This is a genomic window from Roseovarius sp. EL26 (assembly GCF_900327775.1).
Lineage (GTDB): Bacteria > Pseudomonadota > Alphaproteobacteria > Rhodobacterales > Rhodobacteraceae > Roseovarius.
Map to the genome: position 1 here is coordinate 1,858,568 of NZ_OUMZ01000007.1, position 23,257 is coordinate 1,881,824.

General features: G+C 54.9%; 24 protein-coding genes. 8 read left to right on the forward strand and 16 right to left on the reverse strand.

Annotated features, from left to right (window positions below):
- Positions 1 to 24 precede the first annotated feature (24 nt).
- Together D9A02_RS17120 and D9A02_RS17125 are read left to right on the forward strand one after the other, a co-directional pair.
- Positions 25 to 1,197: a MalY/PatB family protein gene (locus D9A02_RS17120; RefSeq protein ID WP_120502095.1), complete on the forward strand. Its 1,173-nt coding sequence runs from the start codon at positions 25 to 27 to the stop codon at positions 1,195 to 1,197.
- Positions 1,194 to 1,739, forward strand: coding sequence for a murein L,D-transpeptidase family protein (locus tag D9A02_RS17125; RefSeq protein ID WP_120502096.1), 546 nt, complete (start codon positions 1,194 to 1,196; stop codon positions 1,737 to 1,739). The genes D9A02_RS17120 and D9A02_RS17125 overlap by 4 nt, the downstream gene beginning before the upstream one ends.
- Positions 1,740 to 1,743: 4 nt before the next feature.
- On the opposite strand, the gene D9A02_RS17130 is transcribed toward D9A02_RS17125, so the two are convergent.
- The 13 genes from D9A02_RS17130 to D9A02_RS17190 all read right to left on the reverse strand — a co-directional run bounded on the left by D9A02_RS17130 (position 1,744) and on the right by D9A02_RS17190 (position 15,515).
- Entirely contained in the window at positions 1,744 to 2,085 is a 342-nt protein-coding gene (locus tag D9A02_RS17130) for a hypothetical protein (RefSeq protein ID WP_254054662.1), read from the reverse strand.
- A gap of 226 nt (positions 2,086 to 2,311) precedes the next feature.
- Positions 2,312 to 3,103, reverse strand: coding sequence for a precorrin-4 C(11)-methyltransferase (cobM, locus tag D9A02_RS17135; protein ID WP_120502098.1), 792 nt, complete (start codon positions 3,101 to 3,103; stop codon positions 2,312 to 2,314).
- An 83-nt stretch (positions 3,104 to 3,186) separates the two neighbouring features.
- A complete protein-coding gene (cobJ, locus tag D9A02_RS17140; protein ID WP_120502099.1) occupies positions 3,187 to 4,995 on the reverse strand; it encodes a precorrin-3B C(17)-methyltransferase in 1,809 nt (602 codons plus the stop codon).
- The gene (gene cobI, locus D9A02_RS17145; RefSeq protein ID WP_120502597.1) at positions 4,986 to 5,687 is read right to left on the reverse strand and encodes a precorrin-2 C(20)-methyltransferase; all 702 of its coding nucleotides are present in this window, start codon (positions 5,685 to 5,687) and stop codon (positions 4,986 to 4,988) included. Before cobI ends, cobJ begins: the two co-directional genes overlap by 10 nt.
- An 11-nt stretch (positions 5,688 to 5,698) precedes the next feature.
- Positions 5,699 to 6,901 carry a precorrin-6y C5,15-methyltransferase (decarboxylating) subunit CbiE gene (gene cbiE, locus D9A02_RS17150; RefSeq protein ID WP_120502100.1) on the reverse strand — a complete coding sequence of 401 codons (1,203 nt, stop codon included), beginning with the start codon at positions 6,899 to 6,901 and terminating at the stop codon, positions 5,699 to 5,701.
- On the reverse strand, positions 6,898 to 7,536 hold the full coding sequence (locus D9A02_RS17155; protein WP_174232045.1) for a precorrin-8X methylmutase: 639 nt from the start codon (positions 7,534 to 7,536) through the stop codon (positions 6,898 to 6,900). Before D9A02_RS17155 ends, cbiE begins: the two co-directional genes overlap by 4 nt.
- Positions 7,537 to 7,547: 11 nt before the next feature.
- Positions 7,548 to 8,831 (reverse strand): sirohydrochlorin chelatase, encoded by a 1,284-nt coding sequence (locus D9A02_RS17160; protein WP_120502101.1) that lies wholly within the window; start codon positions 8,829 to 8,831, stop codon positions 7,548 to 7,550.
- A gap of 4 nt (positions 8,832 to 8,835) precedes the next feature.
- Entirely contained in the window at positions 8,836 to 9,057 is a 222-nt protein-coding gene (locus D9A02_RS17165) for a DUF6732 family protein (protein WP_120502102.1), read from the reverse strand.
- A 240-nt stretch (positions 9,058 to 9,297) separates the two neighbouring features.
- Positions 9,298 to 10,128, reverse strand: coding sequence for a DMT family transporter (locus D9A02_RS17170; RefSeq protein WP_120502103.1), 831 nt, complete (start codon positions 10,126 to 10,128; stop codon positions 9,298 to 9,300).
- The gene (locus tag D9A02_RS17175) at positions 10,125 to 11,474 is read right to left on the reverse strand and encodes an aspartate aminotransferase family protein (RefSeq protein WP_120502104.1); all 1,350 of its coding nucleotides are present in this window, start codon (positions 11,472 to 11,474) and stop codon (positions 10,125 to 10,127) included. Before D9A02_RS17175 ends, D9A02_RS17170 begins: the two co-directional genes overlap by 4 nt.
- A 109-nt stretch (positions 11,475 to 11,583) precedes the next feature.
- Positions 11,584 to 13,032 carry a phosphonoacetaldehyde dehydrogenase gene (phnY, locus tag D9A02_RS17180; RefSeq protein WP_120502599.1) on the reverse strand — a complete coding sequence of 483 codons (1,449 nt, stop codon included), beginning with the start codon at positions 13,030 to 13,032 and terminating at the stop codon, positions 11,584 to 11,586.
- A gap of 29 nt (positions 13,033 to 13,061) precedes the next feature.
- The gene (gene phnA, locus D9A02_RS17185) at positions 13,062 to 14,306 is read right to left on the reverse strand and encodes a phosphonoacetate hydrolase (RefSeq protein WP_120502105.1); all 1,245 of its coding nucleotides are present in this window, start codon (positions 14,304 to 14,306) and stop codon (positions 13,062 to 13,064) included.
- 21 nt (positions 14,307 to 14,327) lie between these two features.
- Positions 14,328 to 15,515: a 2-aminoethylphosphonate--pyruvate transaminase gene (locus D9A02_RS17190; protein WP_120502106.1), complete on the reverse strand. Its 1,188-nt coding sequence runs from the start codon at positions 15,513 to 15,515 to the stop codon at positions 14,328 to 14,330.
- A 117-nt stretch (positions 15,516 to 15,632) separates the two neighbouring features.
- Here D9A02_RS17190 and D9A02_RS17195 point away from each other — a divergent pair, with 117 nt between their 5' ends.
- Both D9A02_RS17195 and D9A02_RS17200 read left to right on the forward strand, forming a co-directional pair.
- Positions 15,633 to 16,499, forward strand: coding sequence for a LysR substrate-binding domain-containing protein (locus D9A02_RS17195; RefSeq protein ID WP_120502107.1), 867 nt, complete (start codon positions 15,633 to 15,635; stop codon positions 16,497 to 16,499).
- Positions 16,500 to 16,820: 321 nt separating this feature from the next.
- A complete protein-coding gene (locus D9A02_RS17200; protein ID WP_120502108.1) occupies positions 16,821 to 17,534 on the forward strand; it encodes a VPLPA-CTERM sorting domain-containing protein in 714 nt (237 codons plus the stop codon).
- Between the two features lie 9 nt (positions 17,535 to 17,543).
- Here D9A02_RS17200 and D9A02_RS17205 read toward each other — a convergent pair whose 3' ends face one another.
- Entirely contained in the window at positions 17,544 to 17,918 is a 375-nt protein-coding gene (locus D9A02_RS17205; RefSeq protein ID WP_162933118.1) for a cupin domain-containing protein, read from the reverse strand.
- A 137-nt stretch (positions 17,919 to 18,055) separates the two neighbouring features.
- Here D9A02_RS17205 and D9A02_RS17210 point away from each other — a divergent pair, with 137 nt between their 5' ends.
- Positions 18,056 to 18,505: a DMT family transporter gene (locus D9A02_RS17210; protein WP_120502110.1), complete on the forward strand. Its 450-nt coding sequence runs from the start codon at positions 18,056 to 18,058 to the stop codon at positions 18,503 to 18,505.
- A 1-nt stretch (position 18,506) separates the two neighbouring features.
- On the opposite strand, the gene D9A02_RS17215 is transcribed toward D9A02_RS17210, so the two are convergent.
- Both D9A02_RS17215 and D9A02_RS17220 read right to left on the reverse strand, forming a co-directional pair.
- Positions 18,507 to 19,190, reverse strand: a complete 684-nt coding sequence (locus D9A02_RS17215; RefSeq protein WP_120502111.1) for an ABC transporter ATP-binding protein — start codon at positions 19,188 to 19,190, stop codon at positions 18,507 to 18,509.
- Entirely contained in the window at positions 19,183 to 20,472 is a 1,290-nt protein-coding gene (locus D9A02_RS17220) for a lipoprotein-releasing ABC transporter permease subunit (RefSeq protein WP_120502112.1), read from the reverse strand. The genes D9A02_RS17215 and D9A02_RS17220 overlap by 8 nt, the downstream gene beginning before the upstream one ends.
- Before the next feature lie 172 nt (positions 20,473 to 20,644).
- Here D9A02_RS17220 and D9A02_RS17225 point away from each other — a divergent pair, with 172 nt between their 5' ends.
- From D9A02_RS17225 to accC, 3 genes are all read left to right on the forward strand, one after another.
- Positions 20,645 to 21,181 (forward strand): LuxR C-terminal-related transcriptional regulator, encoded by a 537-nt coding sequence (locus D9A02_RS17225; protein WP_120502600.1) that lies wholly within the window; start codon positions 20,645 to 20,647, stop codon positions 21,179 to 21,181.
- A 169-nt stretch (positions 21,182 to 21,350) separates the two neighbouring features.
- Entirely contained in the window at positions 21,351 to 21,842 is a 492-nt protein-coding gene (gene accB, locus D9A02_RS17230) for an acetyl-CoA carboxylase biotin carboxyl carrier protein (protein WP_120502113.1), read from the forward strand.
- 10 nt (positions 21,843 to 21,852) lie between these two features.
- On the forward strand, positions 21,853 to 23,202 hold the full coding sequence (gene accC, locus D9A02_RS17235; protein ID WP_120502114.1) for an acetyl-CoA carboxylase biotin carboxylase subunit: 1,350 nt from the start codon (positions 21,853 to 21,855) through the stop codon (positions 23,200 to 23,202).
- The last annotated feature ends 55 nt before the right edge of the window (positions 23,203 to 23,257 follow it).

Consider the following 23,257-nt stretch of genomic DNA (forward strand, 5'->3'; position numbering starts at 1 on the left):
CCGTCGATCAGAACGGAGCATCCCATGAATTTCGACGAATTCCCCGAACGCCGCGGCACCAACAGCGCAAAATGGGATGGCATGCGTGCCGCCACAGGCGTCACTGCTCCGGATGCCATCGCCATGTGGATCGCTGACAAAGATTTCAGCACACCGGATTTCATCAAGGAAGCCGCCCAAAAGCAGGTCGATCTTGATAATTACGGATATTTCACTGGCGAGGGAGACCTGAACCGCTCAATCGCGTGGTGGATGAAAACCCGCCATAACTGGGACATCGACACCGACTGGATTACCAATACCTATGGGCTTGGCAATGCCATCGCCCTATGCATCAACATCTATACCGAACCCGATGATGAAATTATCGTCTTCACTCCGGTTTACCATGAATTCACCTCTAAAATCCTGCGCGCTGGCCGTACCCCAAAACAATGGGCTATGCCGATTGAAAATGGCGTGTATCAACTGGACCTCGAGGGGCTCGAGGCCACACTGACCGGCAAAGAAAAGATGATGCTGTTTTGCTCGCCACATAACCCGGCGGGCCGGATCTGGACGCCTGAGGAGCTGCGCGAGCTGTCAGCCTTCTGTGCGCGCAACGATCTGCTGCTGGTCTCAGATGATATTCACCATGACATCATTTATCCGGGGCAAACCTACACCCCGCTTCTGATCGCAGCCCCCGAGGCAGCCGCCCATAGTATTGTCGTAACGGCCGCGTCAAAAACGTTCAGCATCGCGGGTGTGCGCTTGGGCAGTGTCATCATTGCTGATGCAGGACTTCGCGAGCGGTTCCAATCCTTCGTCAACGCGCTCAACATCCAACCAAATCTGTTTGGCAAGGTTTTGACGCAAGCGGCCTATAGTGAACGCGGGGCCGCCTGGACCGATGAAATGCGCGCCTACATCGACGGCAATCACCGCCTGTTTCTGGAGGGCTTAGCCGATATCCCTGGTGTGACTCCGATGCCAATGCAATCCACTTTCCTCAGTTGGATCGACTTCTCAAACACCGGCATGGACATGGACGAAGTGATCCGTCGCGTGACCGAAGACGCTCGAATAGCCCCCAGCATCGGGGCCGATTTCGGAAAGGGTGGTGAAAACTTCCTGCGTTTCAACATCGCGCTGCCACGTCCAATGTTGCAAGAGGCAGTGAAACGTCTGCAAGCGGCCTTTGCCGATTTGCAATGATCCGTCGGTTGATCAGGGCAATCATCTATGCCACTGCATGTGGTTTGATTGTCCTGCTCGCCCTGATTGGGTGGCAACACTATGCACCGCGCCCACCCGCGTCCCCATTGGTACCGCTCACCGGCCAAATCGACCGTATTGAAGTTGATAAATCTGACCGCCTGCTCACGGTCTTTCGTGACGATGTGGCCTTACGCAGCTATGATATCGCTCTTGGCTTTACCCCCGATGGCGATAAATTTCGCGAAGGCGACGGTAAGACCCCCGAGGGCACCTTCACCATAAATCGCCGCAACCCCGAGAGTGCCTTTCACCTGTCATTGGGCATTGATTATCCACAGGCCGAAGATCGTGCCCTCGCACAAGCCGCGGGCGTATCACCGGGCGGAGATATTTTCATCCACGGTCAGCCGAACAAATTAAAAGACCTGATTAAACGGCCCGGCGATTGGACCGCTGGCTGCATCGCCGTTACAAATGCGCAAATCGAAGAGATCTGGCGCGTCACCCCAAATGGCACAACTGTTGTGATCCGCCCTTAGAGAGTCAGTGTTGTTCCAGCAGTGCTACAGGCGCATCCGGTGCCCGATAGAAATCCAGCGGCTGCTCTTCCACCGCCTCTGTGATGCGCTTGTATTCAAACCGGCGCTCACCGTCTGCCTCTTCAGAGGCCACAATCAAGCAATGTGAAATCAGCCGTTCGCCATCATAAAGTGCCACACGCCCTCTGATCCGCACGTCAGGATCCAACGCAAACCCATCATCCCATGCTGACAGAACACGATGGTTCTGACCATCAATACAGACTTTTAGCTTGGGGTTCTTACGCTCCGCCAATTTTCGGGCGCGCTCCAATCCGTCACTGATTTCCTTCGGCAAAAAACTCATCATCGCTCACATCACCTTCGCTACATAGGTAACGATGATGTCGCACAATGATGTAACAATCACGTTAAAACTGGGGGCACGCCATAATTTAGCCCCACTTTCGCACCCTTTGGGTCACGATTGTTTCTGATCCGACCGCAATGAACGTACATCGCGTGGATCATGGATCGCCCTGCCAGAACATTTTCCGGCAGAGTCCCATTTAAGAATCGGTTTACGATCGATCTCAGGTATTGTGGTCTTCCACCAAATCAATCCCGGTCACCGGGCGCAAGACATGCGGAATGGCCGGATCATAAAGCGCGGAATCCTTAAAATCCTGCGCCTCTCGTAGGGCAGGCCCAACCATAATCAATGCCGTTCTGGTGATCTTTTCTGATCTCACTTTTTTACGGATATCACTCAACGTTCCACGGATCAGCATCTGATCTGGCCAGCCCACACGGTAGCCCACCACAACCGGGCAATCTGCCCCATAATACGGCACCAGAACCCGTTCGATCTCACGCATATTGCGCACTGCCAAGTGGATCGCCAGCGTCGCGCCGGTGCGGGCAAAGTTTTCCAACGTTTCGCCTTCTGGCATCGATGTGGATTGCATCGACATCCGGGTTAGCACGATCGATTGCGCGATCTCGGGAATGGTCAGTTCTTGCTTCATCTCCGCCGCCATTGCCGCATAGGCAGGCACGCCCGGGATGATCTGATAATCGATACCATCAGCACGCAAGCGGCGGATCTGTTCGGCAATTGCGCCATAAAGCGACGGATCACCGGAATGTACCCGCGCAACGTTCTCGCCACGGTCATGCGCGGCTTTGATTTCGGCATGCGTATCATTCAGCGTCATAGGCGCCGTATCCATTACCTTTGCGCCTTCAGGCGCACAAGCCACCACCTCGGCCGGAACCAGTGATCCTGCATAGAGACACACCGGACATTCGCCGATGATCCGCTCTGCCTTTTTTGTCAAAAGCTCCGGATCGCCCGGACCTGCACCAATAAAATAAACTGTCATCTTAAGTCTCCCTCACGAGCCTTCTTTGCGGGATGGTGGGCGGGGCGATGTTGCCGCCTTCGGCAACGAGCGCCCGCAAACCGTCACGCCTGTTGTGCCAAATCACCGTCAATCTTGCGGGCATAGCCCCGCGGCGTGAACATCCGTGGCCCCTCGCCCAGTTGTGCCAAACGTGAATTCGAGGAACCGATCAGCACCACGGTCAGCATGTCCACCTCATCCACTTCCAATTCATCCAACCGGCGGTAGCGGATATATTCTTCTGGCCGTCCCAACGAGCTGGCTAGCATCACCGGCGTGTCTGCTGGGCGGTGCTGCAGCAAGATATCACGTGCTTCTGCCAACAATGTCCGGCGGGTTTTGGACACGGGGTTGTAGAAGGCGATCACAAAATCCCCCTCAGCCGCCGCGTGTAGACGGCGAATAATGTCATCACGAGGCGTCAACAGGTCTGAAAGGCTGATGGTGCAGAAATCATGTCCCAGAGGTGCCCCGGCCCGCGCCGCTGCCCCCTGCAGGGCCGATACGCCGGGCGAGCACACAACTTCAATCCGGTGCGCCGCATCAGACACACCATGTTCATCTTCACCACGGTCCAATAGTTCAAAAACCAATGCTCCCATGGCATAGATGCCCGCATCACCCGAACAAACCAACGATACATTCTTGCCTTTTGCCGCCTGCTCCAACGCATAACGACAACGTGCCTCTTCCCCGCCCAGCGGAAAATCTGAGCGTTCTTTGCCAACTGCCAGTGGTCCAAGAAGATCGATATACAGACCGTAACCCACCAGCTCTTCGGCTTCCGAAACCAGCTTTGACACCTCTGGCGTGCGCCAGGCTGCTTGACCGGGCCCAATGCCCACAACGCTTAACCGTCCACGTGCCCGCCCCGGCATTTCGGTGACCACCTGCTCACAACGTGCAAGCGCACAAGTCGCGTTAGCTGTCTTTTGTTTCTCAACCACCAAGGCTCCGCCACAGGTCAACGCCGCCCCTTCCGAAACGCCATGGCAGCCCACTTCAGCAAAAACCACCTCGGATGGATTGGCCAGTTTGCCAGCCTGCGCTTCCAGCTCTGCAGCGCTAAACAAGCGGAACGGCACGCCCAAACGTCGTGCCACGTCGTTCATCGCCACTTCGTCGGCTTTCAGGTCGATTGAGGCCACATAGGCGATTGCCCCTGCCGCAATCCCATTTGCCTTCAACGTGTCCTGCACAAGTGTCCAAAGCTCATCGCTGTCACATCCGCGCGCACAGCCCAAGCCCAATGCAAAGCGCTGCGGATGATAGACCAGACGCGTTTCACCTGTTTCAGCAGGCGTTTCTGTCACGCAAAGCTCAACCGCCTCACCGCTATTATCAATGTCAAAGATGTTTTCACCAGACACCGAAACACCGCCGCCTGACAACATCGCCACCATCGCACCCTTGGCATCTTCCGGGTTAGCCAGACGATAGCCTACCGGTGGTTCATCCAAAGCCACGCCCATGGCAACATCCCCGGCAGTGGTCACAGCTGCAACAGCTTCCAGACCCTTGGCAATTTCCGACGACAAACGGTTCGCACCGCGATGGCCGCCCAGCAATGGCACAACAACTGATCCATCATCGCTCACTGAAACAACCGGCGGCTCGGCGCGTTTGTCCGACAACATCGGTGCGACAGCACGGATCAAGATACCGCTGGCGCAAACGCCAATCACCGGCACACCCGCAGCAAACAGATCGCGCGCATGATCCAGCGCATTGGCAAAAAACGCATCCGCTTTTTCCACACGTCCTTCACGCCCATGCACCGGCGCACCGATCAGGGCGGCAACCTTGTGCGCAACATCTTCACCTGAGCGCGACAGCGCCAGAACCACTGGGGATACAGGGTTTACAGCCATGGATCGGCCCCTTTTGTTAGCAAAATCATCGAAAAATACGGCGCCTTTTCTGGCGCCTCTCTAAGCGGCAGAACCACCTCTTCTGGCAAGCTCGCGCGCTCCACATACATCGCTTTATCAACGAAACCGAGATTTTCGATCACGTTACGAATCTTCGCCAAGTGGCGGCCAACCTTCATGATCGCCACGCTTTCCGCACCTTCGATGCGCGCGCGCAATTCATCTTCAGGCAAAGGTCCGGGCAAGACAGTTAGACGTTCATTGCGCGCCACCAAAGGCATCCCTGCCCGTGCCGCACAGGTGGTGATTGAAGTTACACCCGGAACAACCTCAACCTCATACTGATCTGATAAGCGGGCAAACAGATACATGAACGAACCATAGAAAAACGGATCACCCTCACACAGGCAAATCACATCTTGCCCAGCGTCTAGCGCGGCTGCAATTTCATCTGCACCTTTGTCATAGGCTTCTTGCGCTGGCGCGCGTTCCACTGTCATCGGCACGTCCATGACGATCTCACGTGCATCCGCAGCAATGACATCCGCAGCAATCGCCCGGGCAAAGCTATCGGACCCGGTCAACGCCGGATAAGCTACAACTCCCGCACCAGAAATCAACCGGTGCGCGCGCAGCGTCATCAAATCCGGATCACCCGGCCCAAGGCCCACGCCATAAAGTTTACCAGTTATCGCAGTCTCATTCATCGTTTGATCAGGCTCCACTGTGTCACCGGCATCAACGGCCGCCATCCGGTCAGCGCACCAATTGGTTCGGCCCGATTGACACTCAGCTTGACCAGCTGCCCACCATGTTCTTTGTGCAATTTCAACAGCAGCGCCTCACTTTCCAGCGTCACTGCATTGCAGACCATCCGCCCCAATGGACGCAAAGCACTCCAAGCGGCCTCAAATGTCTCACGACTCAGACCACCACCGATAAACACAGCATCCGGCGCATCCAAATTGGTCAACGCTTCCGGCACACGGCCTTCCACCAGTTGCAACTTCGGTGCACCCAGTGCCAGCGCATTGGCTGCTGCCATCGCACGGCGGTCGGCACGTGGTTCAATTCCAATCGCACGGGCATAGCGCGCCGCGCGCATCCATTCGACAGCAATCGATCCGCAGCCTGTGCCCACATCCCACAAAAGTGCACCGCGCATTGGCATCAGCTTGGCCAAGGTCGCTGCGCGCACTTCCTGTTTGGTCATGGTGCCATCGTGCTGAAACAGCTCATCCGCCAACCCCGGCACCCTTGGCAACAACGCCGCGCCAGGGTCTGCGACACATTCGACCGCCAGGGTATTGAACGCTGGCACAGCGTGATCCCAACTGTCCGCCACGCCATCAAAGCGTAGCTCATCCTTGCCCCCCATAGCGGCAAGCACTGTCATTTTTGACTGACCAAAGCCGCGCTCAGACAGAAATTGCGCAATCTGCCCCGGTGTCTCGGCCCCAGTTGTCAGGATCAGCAATCGCACATCCGGCTGGATAAAGGCGATCATCTGTTCAACTGGGCGACCGTGCACCGTTAGGGTTTCCAGATCAGCCATTGACCAGCCCATGCGCGCCGAGGCCAATTGGAACGCCGACAATTGTGGGTGATAGACAATCTCATTTGGAGCGATTTCACGCCCGATCCGGGCACCGACGGAAAACCATAGCGGATCGCCGGTGGCCAGAACCACCACGCGCTTGCCACGCTTGTCCGCCAGCAGATCAATCAGCGCATCAAACGGTGATGGCCATGCAACTCGCTCTGCTGTGGTGTTGTCCGAGAGCTTGTGATGCCGGTCACCACCGACAATCACCTCGGCCGCCTCAACAACCGCTCGGGTGGCGGGGACCAACCCGTCCATCCCGTCTTCGCCAATGCCGACGATGTGCAACCAGGCTTCGCTCATTTGGCAATCTCCGGCAGGCCTGCAGCCAAGGCATTTACCGCAGCAGAGGCAATTGCCGACCCGCCGCGTCGTCCGCGCAGGGCGACAAATTCACATCCACGTGGTCGCGCCGCCAGCTCAGCCTTGGATTCAGCCGCGCCGACAAAACCCACTGGGAATCCCAAGATAGCCGCCGGCTTCGGCGCACCTTGATCCAACAACTCCAACAGGTGGAAAAGGGCTGTTGGCGCATTTCCAATTGCCACCACGGCCCCTTCAAGATGCTCGGCCCACAGCTCAACCGCAGCAGCAGATCGGGTATTACCAATGTCTTTGGCGCGCCCCGGCACAGATGGGTCATTCAATGTTACGATCACCTGATTGTCCGCAGGCAAGTACCGGCGAATGATCCCCGCACCGACCATTTCGCAATCACACAACACCGGCGCGCCGGATTGCAAAGCTGCATGACCAGATTCGTAGACATCAAGCGAGAAGTCCAACCTATCAGCCACCTCAACCATACCACAGGCATGGATCAAGCGAATCGCCAGCGATTCCAACCCCGGACCAAAACGTTCCAACCGCGCCTCGCGGCGCACGGTGGCAAAGCTCTCGGCGTAGATGGCCGAGGGATCTTTTTCATAAGGGCGCATCATTTCCGGTGTCACACCTTTGCCTTACGTGCGCTTTCCGGCCCGTGCGGGTGATCGGCGTGCGGGTATTCAGCATGGTGGTGATCATGGTCATGATGATGCCCGTGGTCATGATCGTGGTGATGATGATCATGACTGTGCCCGTGATCGTGGTGGTCATGGTCATGATCATGGTCGTGATGGTGGTGGTGCCCGCCCATCAACAAACGGCACATGCCGGTACAGAAGGTATCACAATGGCTGCAGTCTTCGACATTTGAGCCAGGGGCAGAAGCGCCCTGGCCCTCAACATGGTGGTGGTGACTTTCCTGCACCGCACCAACTTCGGCTTCAAAACCCAGAACCTGCGTGCGGTATTTGCACATGACGCAAGTGGGTGGTGGAACATCGCCAAAGGCCGGATGCCCCGCGCCATTTTCTGCCGCAATCGCGGCGCGTTGTTCAGGCGTGATTGTAAGCTCGCCCTGACCTTCGATCGCCAGAACCTGTGTGCGGTATTGGCAGGTACCACAGTTGGGCGGCGGCACCGTGCCAACCTGTTCGGTGATCCGTTCAGCGAATGTCTCAAGGACTTTGGGGTGGTCGCCGAGGTAACCCGCCTTAACAAAAACAATGTCAGGGTTTTCAGCCGCAACCTGATCAGTAAAGCCGTAAATTCGGTCAATCAAGATGCCTGAGAAGAGGAAATACGGGAAAACAACAACGCGTTTATAGCCCAGTTTGACCACGTGCTGCAGGCACGGTTCGACCAGTGGGAAAGTTACGCCGGAATAGCCAACTTCGCACCAACCAAAACCCATGCCTTCTTGCAGCAGACGCGCAATCTTGGATACGTTGCCATTGGCGTCAGGATCCGATGCGCCACGCCCAATGACCACTAGGCAAGTGTCATGCAAAGACACCTCGCCCTGCTCCGCATTGGCCGCATCAATCGCTTCCTTAATGCGACCACCTGCGGCCGCAATCATCTTAGGATCCACGCCCAGCTCACGCCCGTAAGAAATATCAACGCCATGTTTGGTTGAATATGTATTCAGAACCGTTGGGATATCATTCTTTGAATGCATCGCGGCAAACAACATGCCCGGCACAGCCAGAATACGCTCGCACCCCTTGTCGCGCAGCTTGTTCAACCCATCACGGATCACCGGGTTGGCGAATTCGAGATAGCCGTATTCCATTTCCCAATCAGCGGGCAGATAGGGGGGGAGTTTTTCAGCTAGCGTGGCGAATTCATCAACCGCCGACTGGCTCCGCGAGCCATGCCCGCAAATCATCACACCTGTCTTTGTCATACGCTCAAGCCTCTTGCAGGTCTTCGTCAGTGACCTCTTCGGTTTCTACTTCTTCCGCCTTGTCCGACTTGCCGCGCAACCCCGCCCAAAGACCGATGGCGATTGCTGCGCCAATCGCAGCAGCGCCCAGCCAGTGGCCATGGCCGGCCACTTCGCCCAGGTGCCCAACATGGGCCTGAGCCATCGTACCGGCCAGCAGGGCCGGAATAATCATTGCGTACTTCATGCAGGGATCCCCCATTTCAAAACAGCTCTACAATGACTGGAAAGCAACAACAGGGGCGCGGGCCCCTCCTGACGACGCAACTCAAAAGCCCCCGATATGGGTCAGCCCCGTTTGCACACCTCTCCGGCCCGAATTCGGGCTTCGTCACCGTTTTCTATAATGAGAGCTGTGCCCCTGTGCAAACCAAGAATCGTCTCCCGCCATACGGTTTACGACATCTTGCAACGGGAACATGCAAAGTCAGACCAATGTAATCACGATGATGCCAATACTCACGATTATAGCTGCAATCACACGCCGAAACCCCGGCCCTTCATGAAACCAGAAGACCCCAATCATCGCAGCAAACACGACCGATGTTTCACGCAGAGCAGAGACCAGCCCAAGGGGCGCGAAGGTTTTGGCATAGAGCACCAGACCATAGGCCGCGCCGGACAACACTCCGCCGCAGATCCCAATAAGGCCGATCCGGCGTGTCAGCTGGCTCATTCGTTTATGAAACCGCAAGACAATGAACGCAAAGACACATACTTCGGCACTGAAAATCCAAGCGATGTATCCAAATGGGCTGCCAGACAGGCGAATTCCGATACCATCCACAATGGAATAGGCCGCAATTGTCAGCGATGTGATCAGTGCAGCCATTAGTGCGGGACCGGAAAATCCACCACGTTTTATCACCAAAGTAATGATCCCAAGTGACACGATCACAATGCCACCCCATGCCGTCAGCGGCAAATGTTCATCCGCCCAAACCGTTGCACCCAATGCAATCATTACCGGCGTCAGGCCACGGGCAATGGGATAGACAAACGACAGATCGCCAAATCGATAGGCTGTGCTTAAGAAATAGTAATAACCCCAGTGAATGACCGTTGAGGCAACAATATAGGGCACCGCTGCAACGGACGGGGCCGGAAACAGGGCCAGCATCGCCACACCAGGCACAACATGTCCCAAAGCAATCAGGCCCAGCATGACAGTTTTGTCACCTGAGCCTTTGACCATTGCATTCCACACCGCGTGCAGCAAAGCCGCTGCCAGCACAGTGCAGATGATTGCGGGTGTCACGCCGCCTCAGCCAGAATGGTATTTTCAACAATGCTTAATGCGCGATCCAGATCCGCGCGCGCAATGGTCAGCGGCGGAGACAATGTCAAAACGCAGCCTTGGCTGATCTTAAAACTCAGCCCAGCCTCTAGACAGGCGTAATAAATACGCTCGGCACGCTCATTACCCGGTGTTTTCGCGGCTTGATCTTCGACAATCTCAATCCCAAACATCAGCCCCCGCCCCCGGATGTCACCGACAATTGGTAGATGGCCCAGCTGATTTTGCAACCGCTCCATCGCATAGGCGCCAAGTTCTGCGGAACGTTCTACCAACTCTTCGTCTTCGATAATCTCAATCGTGGTCAAAGCCGCGCGTGCGGTCACCGGGTTCTTTTCGTGCGTATAATGCCCGATGGCAAAATCTCCACAGACATCCAGACCCTCTCGCGCCACACAGGCGGCAATCGGCAAGATGCCCCCGCCCAACGCTTTGCCCAAGGTGACAATATCGGGGATTATCTCATCATGCTCAAAGGCAAACATCTGACCTGTCTTACCCAACCCGGTGGGAATTTCATCCATAATCAGCAGGGCGCCATGACGGTTACAAGCCTCGCGCACGGCTTTCCAAAACCCCGCAGGCGGTACATAGGGAACGGCGCGCATCGGCTCTGCAATGACAGCCGCCACATCGCCTTCGCGTTCCAATGCAAACTCCACCATCTTGGCACAAGCCAAACCACAGACATCAGGGCCTGCGTGATTGTACGGGCAGCGATAACAGGCAAACGGCGCCACATGTTCCGCCCCCGGCAGAAGCGGCCCGGCGATGTGGCTACGAAAGGTGGCCTCCCCGCCAACGGATGCCGCGCCAAATCCGGCCCCATGAAAGGCGTCCCAGAAGCTGACAGTTTTGAACCGACCCGTCGCTGCACGCGCAATCTTTAACGCCACCTCATTGGCGTCCGACCCCCCTGTGGTGAATAAGGTTTTGTTCAAATCACCGGGCGCAATCTGCGCCAGCTTTTCGGCCAGTGCCACAGCTGGCTCATTGGTGAAACGTCGTGGCGCAAACGGCAGATCATCTAACTGAGCCTTAATCGCGGCAACAAGACGTGGGTGACCATAGCCAATGTGATGGACAGAATTGCCGTGGAAATCCATAAATTTGCGCCCGGCGGTGTCTTCGATCCAGATGCCTTCGGCCTTGGCGATGGTCGACACGCAGGGTGACGATAATGCCTGATGTAAGAACGTATCGGCATCCCGCTTCAATAGCGCCTTGGTGGCTGAATCCTCCTCTCGGGCGGCCCAACTGGCACGCGCGGCTGAAGTATTGGATTCGCCTTCGGTATGGGTGGACATGGGCGTCGCCTCGCTGAATCAGCGTCAGCCAGGCCGCGCCATTTTTCCCTGCTTGGTCATCCGGGCCAGATCTGGCCCGGATGTGCATTTTGTTGAAACGCCGCTCAGATCAGCGTGGCCAAGGCAGCGAATAGGTCTTCACGTTGGTGAAGAATTTCATCGCCTCAATGACACCTTCTTTGACGCCGTTACCACTGTCCTTGATGCCACCAAATGGTGACATTTCAATGCGATAGCCGGGTTGCTCCCAAATGTTGCACGTGCCCACATCCAAGCCATTGATGTAAGAAATCGCCCGATTTAAATCGTTGGTGCAGACGCCTGACGACAGGCCAAAATCAGTCGAATTTGAAATCCGCATGACCTCTGTATCGTCATCCGGCACGCGTACAATCGGCACAATCGGACCAAAGGTTTCTTCCATCACCAACTCGCTATCATGCGGCACCTTATCGACCACGATGGGTGGCAACAATGCGCCCTGACGACCCGGATGATAGAGGATTTCCGCGCCCTCTTTTTCGGCCATGAAGACACGCTTTTCAAACAATTCTGCCGCTTGCGAATGGATCACACAACCCAGTTCAGTCGCTGGATCTTGGGGATCGCCAAACTTGATCTTCTTGGCCTTTTCCAACACCAGTGGCACAAATCTGTCCGCGACGCTTTCTTGCACCAAAATCCGCTTGATCGCTGTGCAACGCTGGCCCGAGTTGCCCGTGGCACCCGCCACAGCAATGGTTGCGGCCTTGTCCAAATCCGCATCGGACAGGTCGTTACAGATGATCAACGGATCATTGCCGCCCAGCTCAAGCGCCTGACGTTTATAACCGGCTTTGGAGGCGATGATTTTGCCAACAGGCACCCCACCAGTAAAAGTGATGATGTCAATGTTGTCATTAGTGATCATCTCGTCGCCAATGTCTTGCGGCATGCCGGTGACCACTTGGAACATTTCCGGCGGCAGGCCAGCCTCATACAGGATATCGGCCAGCGCAATGCACGTGAGTGGTGTCAGTTCGGTTGGCTTGCAAACCATGCAGTTGTTGGTCGCAATTGATGGCGCAATCTTATGGCTAACCATGTTCAGTGGGTGGTTAAACGGCGTAATCGCCGAGATCGCATTCACCGGCTCACGCGTGGTGAAGATCTTGCGATCTTTGCCATTGTGCGTCAGATCGCAAGAGAAAATCTCTCCATCATCCTTGAGCGCCTCTGCGGCGGCAAACTGATACACATCCTGTGCGCGTTTGGTCTCGTAAATCGCGTGCTGGTGGCAAATGCCCAGCTCCAGCGTCAGCCATTTGGCCAGATACTCGCGTTTCTCACCGATCAATTCACCAGCGCGCTGAAGGATCTGACTGCGCTCGTAACGCGTCAGCTTTGGTTTGTAGTTGGCTGCGATTTCAAACGCTCGTGCCGCATGCTCCGCCGTGCCCGCAGGAACGGTACCGATCACTTCATCGGTGTAGGGATAAAGCACCTCTACCACGTTATCAGTAAAGACAACTTCGCCCCCAATGCGCATGCCATCATGGCGGATATCGTGTTTTGTCATATTTCCATCCATTGTCATCTTCTCCCTACTTATAGCGCGGCAGCGGTGGTTGCGTAGAAAAACGCATCGAAATTGCGCAACTCAGGCTGGCTGGGCAGGTCGATCACCCGGTTCACGATGAACGGCACTTCCTGTTCGGTCAGACCGCCATGGCTGCGCAGCGGTTCCTTGAGTGCGGCCAAATCATGCCGATGCTCAGATGTACCTATACAAATATTTTCACTGGAAATCATCACGATATCGCCGATCCGATCGCCCGGAAGCTCAAACCGTTTGATCGCCTCTTCCTTGTCGATCACCAGAATCAGCTCTTCGCGTTCTTTCAGCTTGGCAATGATATCTGCCTTGTCCGCTCCCTCGGGCAGGTAGCAAGTGCCAAAGCCCCCCAAGGCACCGTGGTGGACCACATAAGGGTCGGTAATTGGCAAAATGACACGGGCAGCGTCCTTGCCCAGCCACTCATCCATCAGGTCCTGAACATAGATCACATTGGGCGTGCCATCTGCGTGGTGCTTAGGCTTCATACCGTGGTCTGCAGTCACAACAATCGCGGCACCCATCTCATCCAGCTGGGCCAGATATTTATCGAACATCTCGTAGAACGATTTGGCCTCGGCGTCATCTGGCGCATATTTGTGCTGCACATAGTCAGTTGTGGTCAGATACATCACATCTGGTTTCCACTCACGCAGCAGCTTGACCCCCGCGGCAAAGACAAACTCGGACAGGTCTGCTGAATAGACCTCAGGCTGCGCCATGCCCAACCATGCGCTGGCTTTGTCCTGACCATGTTCTACCGCAGTCGATGTATCCGACTTCTCGGCCGAGAAGCACTTTGCCCGATCATCATCAAATGCCAGTCCCGCCCCCAACAAAGCACGCAACTTGTCTTTGGCGGTCACGATAGCCACCTTGGCACCCGCATCGTAAAACTGCTTGAATACGGTTGGCGCACGCAAGAAGCGCACATCGTTCATCATCACTTCTTCGCCACTATCAGGATCAATCAGGTAGTTACCGCATATGCCATGCACGATTGGCGGCCGGCCGGTCGCAATCGACAGGTTGTTAGGGTTGGTGAAGCTCGGGATCACAGAATGTGCCAAACGGTCGGTTCCAGTTTCACGCATCCGCTTGAGCGTCGGCATCAGCCCATCGGCAATCGCCTTGGTCAAATATTCCGGCTCGCAGCCATCCAGACAAATCGCAATCGCCGGCACCTTGGGCATCGGATAAACACGCTCATTCGCGGTCACAGGGGTATGTAATGTCATCTTATTGGGTCCTTGCTTAACTCATGCGGCCAATTTGGCGCGTTCTTCCAGTGCGGCCGACGGTGGTGCCGCGTCGGCAACCCCCATCTGTGCCAGCGATTCTTTTGCGGCGGTGACAACCTGCTGCATGACATGTTCATCCATCTGTCCAATGCAGCCGACACGGAAACTGTCGACGACCGTCAGCTTACCAGGGTAGATGATGAAGCCTTTTTCTTTCATCAGTTCGTAAAACGTATCAAAGATAAAGTTCTCATCTGCCGGGCAGAAAAACGTCACGATGATCGGGCTTAACCAACGGTTTTTCAGCAACGTCTCAAAACCAAGTTCGCGCATCCCGGCAACCATGACATCGCGGTTGCGTGTATAGCGCGCGCCGCGGCCTGCGACACTGCCTTCGGCTTCATGTGCTTTTAGTGCCTCTAAAAAGGCCACAACGACATGGGTTGGCGGGGTAAAGCGCCACTGCCCAGTTTTATTCATATGCGCCCATTGCGCATGCACATCCAAACTCAATGAATGGCTGTTGCCCTTGGCGGCCTCCAGCTCGGCCTTGCGGGCAATGATGAAGCCAAAGCCCGGCACACCTTCGATGCACTTGTTAGCCGAGGACACCATCGCCTCATACCGCATTTCGCTTGGCTTCAGCTCAACCGCCCCAAAGGCGGACATGCTATCCACCAACAGTTTGCGCCCAGCGGCATAGGTCACCTCGGAAATCTCTTCAACGGGGTTCAAAATGCCCGAGGACGTCTCGCAATGGATGGCTATCACATGGGTGATCGCGGGATCATCCGCCAAAATTTGAGCAACTTCATCACCGCGCGGCGGCAGATAATCGCCCTTATCCAAAACAACGTGTGCTCGGCCCAGATATTCCATCGTTTTTGCGGTGCGCTGTCCATAAGCCCCGTTCGCCAGAACCAATGCCTTGCCATGTGGCGGGATGAAACTGCCCAGCATCGCCTCAACGGCGAAAGAACCGGAACCCTGCATCGGAACGCAGTCGAAATCGTCCTTACCATCCCCAAGCAAAGTCAAAAGTCGCTCGCGTATTTCGCGTGTGGCGGCGCGGAATTCACCATCCCAACTACCCCAATCTTTCAGCATCGCCTCTTTGACTGCAAATGATGTTGTTAATGGGCCTGGTGTCAGCAGGTAAGGCTCGCCCAGCCGGGGGGATTCAATCTTGTGACCAACGTGTTCCACGGATCATCTCCAGATAAACGCAATACCGAATAAATGGGCAATGATCTTTTATATGTAAAATTGTTATTTGGTATGGCATCATAGGAAAATAATATATCACAAGAGTGTCAAAGAATTATGCGATACAGCCAGATTAAAGCCTTTCACAATGTCGCACTTTATGGCGGGTTTTCCCGCGCTGCCGAGGCTATTTTCCAAACCCAACCAGCCCTATCAGAACAGGTTAGACGGCTAGAGCAAGACCACGATATTTTGATGTTTCACCGTGATAAAAAAGGCGTTCGCCTCACTGCGGCAGGCGAGCAAATGTTCCTGATGACCAAACGCTTTTTTGAAGTCGAGCAACAAATAGAGGAATACCTCTCTGAATCCGGCGCTGCCGTGGAAGGGCAGCTTCGAATCATCGCCGATTCGGCCCACCACGTCACCAGTCACCTTAGCCGGTTTCGCAGGCGCTATCCCAATGTGTTCGTGTCTCTGCACACAGGGAATACAACCGAAATCCTGAACGAATTACGCACCTTCAATGCTGAAATCGGCATCGTTGGTAGCATCGACCCCGGCCATGAGTTTCATTCCGTTGATCTGGGCTCAACCAGAATCACCGCCTTCAGCGTGAAGGGTTACCTACCCAAGGGTATAACCACGCTTTCACTCAAGGATCTTAGCAATGAACAGCTGGTCTTTCGTGAGCCAGGATCGAAAACCCGTCAGAAGCTTGAAGAAGAAGCCCAACGCAAAAACATCACCCTGACCCCAGCGCTGGAGGTCGAGGGACGCGAAGCCATGCGTGAGGTTGTGGCAGCTGGCACCGGCATCGGTTTTGTATCTGAGGCGGAATTTGGAAATGACGCCCGACTAGTTCAGATTCCGTTACGAGACACTGAACTCAGCATGAGCGAAACCATGGTCCATATGGCAACACGCCGCGATGTCCGTGTCATACGTGCCTTCATGGACTTGGCGCACAGTTCGCCTGAGTGAAATTGAGTTAGGGCTTTCGACACCTCATAGCAGCCAAATAGCAGGCGCAATGCAGTATTCCCCGATGATGCGCTATCCTCGATCTGGTTTGCAAACGAATCATTACCTTATTTTTTTGGTGCCATGAGTAGGCAAAAATCAACCATGAGGGGATTGATGAGCCTCTCGAATGCCCAAACAATGCCCCTAACGTGTAAATTTCAACGATTTTTGCGTTGCAGAGGGAATTATGGCAAAATTATGACGCACTATAAAATTTAGAATAAATGTAGACCTTTCACAGGTCATAGAAGTTACATTTGCCAGTATTGGGAGAGTCATATGCTGTCCATAAATTCAACTTTTTTCGCAACCCTTGCCAGCGCTGCATTCATTGCTGGAACTGCCTCGGCGGCAACTATCAGCACATCAATCGATTTTGATGCCGGATCGCCGACCTATGAAAACGCTGCGGGATCATCCGCAACTATTGACGGATACTTCATTTCACCAACAAACATTCAAAGTGGCCTATGCGAAACCATGGCATGCACCATTGAAAGCGGTCAGGCCACTCAGACCGAGATTACAAGACTGGACAACACCACTTTCAGTTTGATTGATTTCTGGTTCTCGCCGACAGGCAAGGCAGCAAATCCAGTTCTTGGCGATGATGGTGAGTTGATCGATAACTTCTTTTCTGTCACCGCCATCAAAGGTGCAGTTGAAACGACAATCCAATTTGCCCTTGGCGATATGCTGTCGTCATTTTCACCTCTGGCGGATGTCACTTGGGCAGCCGGTGAGGGCGCCACTGGCAGTGCATCAGCGACCTGCCAAGCGGAAATCTGTAAAAACGAAGGCTACCGGGTCACGCTCACATCTGCGTTCTTCCAAGATGTAGATAAAATTTCGTGGTCCGCAAAAGGCTCAGGTCAATCGCGGCTCGACACGATCAACGTAGAGAGAACATCGATCATTCCTCTGCCAGCTGCGGGTTGGTTACTCTTGGCAGGGCTTGGTGGTTTGGCTGCTTTGCGCCGCAATGCCTCTTAAACCTATATTCTAATACCCATCGGATTTGTGACCAAAGAAAACTTTGGTCACATCTTCCCGTATATCCCACGTCACACGGCTGCCATCGCGCACAAACAGGCTGTCTCCTGCGGCAAGTTCACAAATGTCTCCGTTGGCATGCTCGATCACACGACATTGCCCAGACAGAACCATCATCAGTTCATCACCCTGTTCTGTGCAGTCAAAAGCGCCTTTGGTGCAGCGCCATATTCCATATCTACTGGTATGCCCTGGTCCGCCCGCATCAATCCGCCCAGAGGTTCGGGGGGCACCTTCTTGAATCACATAATCGCTCAAAGGGTTGTCAAACGGCCAGTCATCCAACGGGCCCACATCATCACCAGGTTTGTATTTGAAAGTCATTTTGCGAAGCTCCGGGTGTTTCAATGTCATTACGAGCAACCCGAAGTGATATGTCAATTCAAAGCAAAAATTTAGTCCCTTCCCCCAATTTCAATGATAACTAGAAGTGAACCATTCATGAACGCGCAGGACCTCGGATGTCGTCAACCACATATTATGCCCTAATCATGCTTGCAGCAGGGATTGGTGTACCGATGCTTGCCGCTTTGAATGCTGCGTTGGGTGTACGGCTTGGCTCACCTGCCGCTGCAGCCGTATTCCTGTTCATGATTGCCTTTGGTTGTGCCGTTCTCGTTTTGCTGCTGTTTGATAAACCGGTTGCTTTAGTTGGCGCCTTGAGTGCGCCCAAACATCTGTTTTTAGGTGGTATTTTGGTGGCTTTCTATGTGTTGTCCATCACTTACATTGCACCACATTTTGGAGTTGGAAATGCAGTGTTTGCCGTGCTGCTGGGGCAACTGATCAGCGCCGCTATTATTGATCATTTCGGCCTATTCGGCGCCCCCGTCACGCCGCTAACCCTGACACGGGCTATGGGTATTGCACTGATGGCTGCAGGGGTCTTTATCACCCAGCAGGTCAAATAGTTTACACGGCGATCAATTGGCCATTTTCCAAACGTAAAATCCGGTCCATTCGCGCAGCCAGTTCCAGATTGTGTGTCGCGACCAAAGCAGCCAATCCTGTGTCACGCACCAACCCGACCAATGCCGCAAACACCTGATCTGAGGTCGTCGGATCAAGGTTTCCTGTGGGTTCGTCAGCCAACAGAATTTTGGGTTCGTTGGCCACTGCACGACAAAAGGCCACACGCTGTTGTTCGCCACCTGAAAGAGCCGCCGGACGGTGATCGGCGCGTTCGGCAATGCCCACCCGTGCTAGCAAATCGTAAGCACGCAATTCCGCCTGTTTGCGGGGAACACCATTTGCCAGCTGCGGCAGGACAATGTTTTCCTTGGCGGTGAATTCGGGCAGCAGATGGTGAAATTGGTAAATAAACCCGATATCACGCCGCCGCGCATTGGTCCGACGGCGGTCGCTCAGTCGGGTCATATCGATGCCTGCAATTTCCACCTGCCCCGCATCCGCAGTGTCCAGCAAGCCAGCAATATGCATCAGGGTCGATTTACCGGCACCAGACGGGGCCACAAGCGCCACGATCTCGCCCGCCTTCAGTTCCACCACGGCATTGTTCAGCACCGGAACTTCATGCGCGAGGCCTTTGTTGTATGTTTTGGAAACACCCGAAAGCTTCAGTTTGACCTCACTCATAACGCAATGCCTCCACCGGGTTCAGTCGCGCCGCGCGACGGGCCGGGAAAATAGTAACAATGAAAGACAAGCCCAAAGACAAACCCACAGCCGATAGGACATCCTTGGCTTCCAACTTAGCTGGCAGATGATAAATTCCCCGAATGGACGGATCCCAGACCCCCCCGCCCATCATCGCATTCACAAAGGAAAAGATCGGATCAATATAAAGCGCAAAGAGGCAACCAAGGATCACGCCAAACGCTGTACCGATCAGCCCCGTAAAGGCACCACAGATGAAAAACACCCGCATGACAGAGCCTTGTGTCAGGCCAATTGTGCGCAAAATGCCAATATCGCGACCTTTGTTTTTAACCAGCATAATCAGGCCGCTGGTAATATTCATCGCGGCAATCAAGACCAGAATGGACAAGATGATGAACATCACATTATCCTCAACCTCAAGCGCACGCAGAAAACCACCACTGGCATCACGCCAGGTCCAGATCTGACTGCGTTCACCAGCAGCACGGATCAATTCCAGCCCCATGTCATCAACGATGTCCGGGTCGGACACCATGACCTCCAACTCGTCGGCGCGCCCTTCGCGATTGAAAAAGCTCTGCGCTTCTTCAAACGGCAGATAGACCCGCACCCGATCGATATCATAGCGCCCGGCACTAAAGATATAGGTCACCTCATAGGCATTGATCCGCGGACTTGTGCCAAAGGCGGTTTTAACCCCGTTAGGTGAAATCAGTTTGATCCGATCCCCAAGTGTCACACCCAGCTCGCGTGCAACGCCGGACCCGATGGCAATCCCATCGCCGAAGCGGCTGATGTCACCCAACCCGGTTTCGGGGTTGGCAATACGCGGAATGGTTTGAAGATCAGCCAGCGTAATCCCGAACACCTGCACGCCAGCGTTACGGTCGCGCATATTGGCCATGACCTGCCCTTTGATCAGCGGGGCCACACGGGTCACCCCTTCAACCTCGCGTACACGTTCAGCCATTCCAGCGTAATCTTTGATCGTACGATCAAGCTTGCCAGTCTGTTCGTCAACAGCACCCAAATTGTACACAGTCACATGGGCGTTCGCGCCAAGAATGGTATCAACAAATTCAGCCCGAAAGCCCGAGCGCACGGCAAGCGTAGCGATCAACGCGAACACCGCCAGTGTAATTCCAATTAGACTGATCCAGGTCATCACGCTCACGCCGCCCTCAGCGCGGCGAGCGCGCAAGTAACGCCATGCGATCATCCATTCAAATGGGGCGAAGGGGGCTGGGGTGCCTGCCACGTGTTACCTCAGTCGTTTTTCTTTGGCTCCGACATAAGGTCTTACTGCCAATATTACATTTTGCGCGGACACTGCGCCGCAGATGGCCCGCCGTCAAGCAGCAGGATAGAATTGCGTCCTTATAGGCGGCCTTGGCATCGCTTGACCAGAGCGGCATAGTGGCCGCATGACATTGCAACAACTTGCCTTTGAAAATGCGCCCATCGGGCTGGTGGTATTGGAAAACCGGGTCATCCGGCAGTGCAATCACCGCTTTGCCGAAATTTTCGGTGATACGCCGGGCGATTACTCCAATGTACCCTTGGCGCTCTATTATCCCTCTATCGAAGATTACCGCCGCATCGGTGAGCGTAGTTTGAATATCATGCGCGAAACCGGGCAGTACAATGATGAGCGGATCATGAAGCGTCGCGACGGTGACCTGTTCTGGTGCCGTGTACGTGGCCAATCCTTAACGCCCGAAGCCCCTTTTCAACAAGGCATCTGGTCGTTTACCGATTTGTCCGAAGAGCGCCCCATGGTTGAACTGACCCCGCGCGAGCGGCAGGTGGCAATCCTGACTTGCCGGGGCATGACATCCAAAGAGATCGGACTGGAATTGACGCTATCGTATCGCACGATTGAAATGTATCGCGCCCGGTTGTTAGAAAAATTTCAGGCCCGGAAATTGCCCGAATTGGTCGCCAAACTTTCAGGCATGCCGCTATGATTTGGGCAAATGTCGGAAAAAATCGGCTTCCCTATGGTCATTTCTTTGATTTAACCCCACTTAACACTACAATTGCTTGCTTTTCTCAGGCGAAAGACTGGCCTATAAGAAGCAAAAACAAATGTGCGGGACATACAGATCATAACCCCGCCTATGGTCGAGGAAGCTGATGCCAAACAAGACTCATGAAACCGATGTGACCTTTATTCGGGCACTTGCGGAATTGCTCAATGATAACGATCTGACAGAACTTCAGGTCAAGCGCGACTACGGCGAAAATGACAGCCTGAATGTCCGGGTCAGCCGCCGCAAGGAAGTGGCGCCAGTTGCGATGCAGGTCGCGGCCCCAGCCGCTGCCGCACCTTTGGCAGCAGCGCCCTCAGCCGCAGCCGTAGAAGCCGCCTCAGCGGATGATCCGGCAAACCATCCGGGTGCTGTGGCCTCGCCGATGGTTGGAACCGTTTATACGCAAGCCGAACCCGGCGCACCGTCATTTGTCAGCGTTGGTGATCAGGTCAGCGAAGGTGACACATTGCTGATCGTTGAAGCGATGAAAACCATGAACCACATTCCAGCCCCTCGTGGTGGCACGGTCAAACGTATTTTGGTCGAAGATGGTGCAGCGGTTGAATACGGCTCACCTTTGATGATCATCGAATAAGGTCTGGTTGATGTTCGATAAAATCCTCATCGCAAACCGGGGCGAAATTGCCCTGCGGGTCATCCGTGCCGCACGTGAAATGGGCATTCAGTCGGTCGCGGTCCACTCGACCGCTGACGCTGATGCCATGCATGTGCGTATGGCTGACGAATCCGTTTGTATTGGCCCCCCACCCGGCACTGACAGCTATCTGTCGATCCCGTCGATCATCGCGGCCTGCGAGGTCACCGGGGCGCAGGCCATTCACCCCGGTTATGGGTTCCTGAGCGAGAATGCCAACTTTGTGCAGATCGTCGAAGACCACAACCTGACGTTCATTGGCCCCACAGCCGAGCACATCCGTGTCATGGGCGACAAGATCACCGCCAAAGACACGATGAAAGAACTGGGCGTGCCTTGTGTGCCCGGATCCGATGGTGGCGTGCCGACATTGGAAGATGCCCGTCGGGTTGGCGAAGAAATCGGTTACCCAGTGATCATCAAAGCCACCGCTGGTGGTGGTGGGCGCGGAATGAAGGTTGCCGCTGACGCCAGCGAGATGGAACACGCGTTCATGACCGCACGGTCCGAGGGCAAGGCTGCCTTTGGCAATGATGAGGTCTATATTGAAAAATACCTCACCACCCCGCGCCATATCGAGATTCAGGTCTTTGGAGACGGCAAGGGTAAGGCGGTGCATCTGGGCGAGCGCGACTGTTCGCTGCAACGCCGCCACCAGAAAGTGTTCGAAGAGGCCCCCGGCCCCTGCATTACGCCGGAGGAACGCGCCAGAATCGGTGACGTTTGTGCCGATGCCGTCGCACGGATTAACTACACTGGCGCTGGCACAATCGAATTTCTCTATGAGAATGGCGAGTTCTATTTCATCGAGATGAACACCCGTCTTCAGGTAGAGCACCCGGTAACCGAGGCCATCTTTGGCGTCGATCTGGTACGTGAACAAATCCGCGTGGCCTCGGGCCTGCCAATGTCGTTCGGGCAGGATGATCTGGTGATCAATGGCCACGCCATTGAGGTCCGCATCAACGCCGAGAAGGTGCCAGAGTTTGCACCACGCCCCGGCAAGATCACGCAATTCCACGCCCCCGGCGGACTGGGTGTGCGGATGGATTCGGCGCTTTATGATGGGTATTCCATTCCACCCTATTACGATTCTCTGATTGCCAAGCTGATCGTCCACGGACGTGACCGCCCGGCTGCCATTGCGCGCCTTTCACGCGCTTTGGGGGAACTGATCGTCGACGGCGTCGATACAACGGTTCCACTGTTTCACGCGCTACTGGCCGAGGAAGACATCCATTCTGGCGAGTACAACATTCATTGGCTCGAAAAATGGCTGGAAACCAACCTGCAGGGCTAACCTGTTCTGCCATGACACACCGGATGCCTGCCGTCAGGCGTCAGACATCCGGTGT

Coding starts and splice junctions, on each gene's coding strand:
- D9A02_RS17120 (WP_120502095.1), top strand. CDS start 25: ATGAATTTCGACGAATTCCCCGAACGCCGCGGCACCAACAGCGCAAAA.
- D9A02_RS17125 (WP_120502096.1), top strand. CDS start 1,194: ATGATCCGTCGGTTGATCAGGGCAATCATCTATGCCACTGCATGTGGT.
- D9A02_RS17130 (WP_254054662.1), bottom strand. CDS start 2,085: ATGAGTTTTTTGCCGAAGGAAATCAGTGACGGATTGGAGCGCGCCCGA.
- cobM (WP_120502098.1), bottom strand. CDS start 3,103: ATGACAGTTTATTTTATTGGTGCAGGTCCGGGCGATCCGGAGCTTTTG.
- cobJ (WP_120502099.1), bottom strand. CDS start 4,995: ATGGCTGTAAACCCTGTATCCCCAGTGGTTCTGGCGCTGTCGCGCTCA.
- cbiE (WP_120502100.1), bottom strand. CDS start 6,901: ATGAGCGAAGCCTGGTTGCACATCGTCGGCATTGGCGAAGACGGGATG.
- D9A02_RS17155 (WP_174232045.1), bottom strand. CDS start 7,536: ATGCGCCCTTATGAAAAAGATCCCTCGGCCATCTACGCCGAGAGCTTT.
- D9A02_RS17160 (WP_120502101.1), bottom strand. CDS start 8,831: ATGACAAAGACAGGTGTGATGATTTGCGGGCATGGCTCGCGGAGCCAG.
- D9A02_RS17165 (WP_120502102.1), bottom strand. CDS start 9,057: ATGAAGTACGCAATGATTATTCCGGCCCTGCTGGCCGGTACGATGGCT.
- D9A02_RS17175 (WP_120502104.1), bottom strand. CDS start 11,474: ATGTCCACCCATACCGAAGGCGAATCCAATACTTCAGCCGCGCGTGCC.
- phnY (WP_120502599.1), bottom strand. CDS start 13,032: ATGACAAAACACGATATCCGCCATGATGGCATGCGCATTGGGGGCGAA.
- phnA (WP_120502105.1), bottom strand. CDS start 14,306: ATGACATTACATACCCCTGTGACCGCGAATGAGCGTGTTTATCCGATG.
- D9A02_RS17195 (WP_120502107.1), top strand. CDS start 15,633: ATGCGATACAGCCAGATTAAAGCCTTTCACAATGTCGCACTTTATGGC.
- D9A02_RS17200 (WP_120502108.1), top strand. CDS start 16,821: ATGCTGTCCATAAATTCAACTTTTTTCGCAACCCTTGCCAGCGCTGCA.
- D9A02_RS17205 (WP_162933118.1), bottom strand. CDS start 17,918: ATGACTTTCAAATACAAACCTGGTGATGATGTGGGCCCGTTGGATGAC.
- D9A02_RS17210 (WP_120502110.1), top strand. CDS start 18,056: ATGTCGTCAACCACATATTATGCCCTAATCATGCTTGCAGCAGGGATT.
- D9A02_RS17215 (WP_120502111.1), bottom strand. CDS start 19,190: ATGAGTGAGGTCAAACTGAAGCTTTCGGGTGTTTCCAAAACATACAAC.
- accB (WP_120502113.1), top strand. CDS start 21,351: ATGCCAAACAAGACTCATGAAACCGATGTGACCTTTATTCGGGCACTT.
- accC (WP_120502114.1), top strand. CDS start 21,853: ATGTTCGATAAAATCCTCATCGCAAACCGGGGCGAAATTGCCCTGCGG.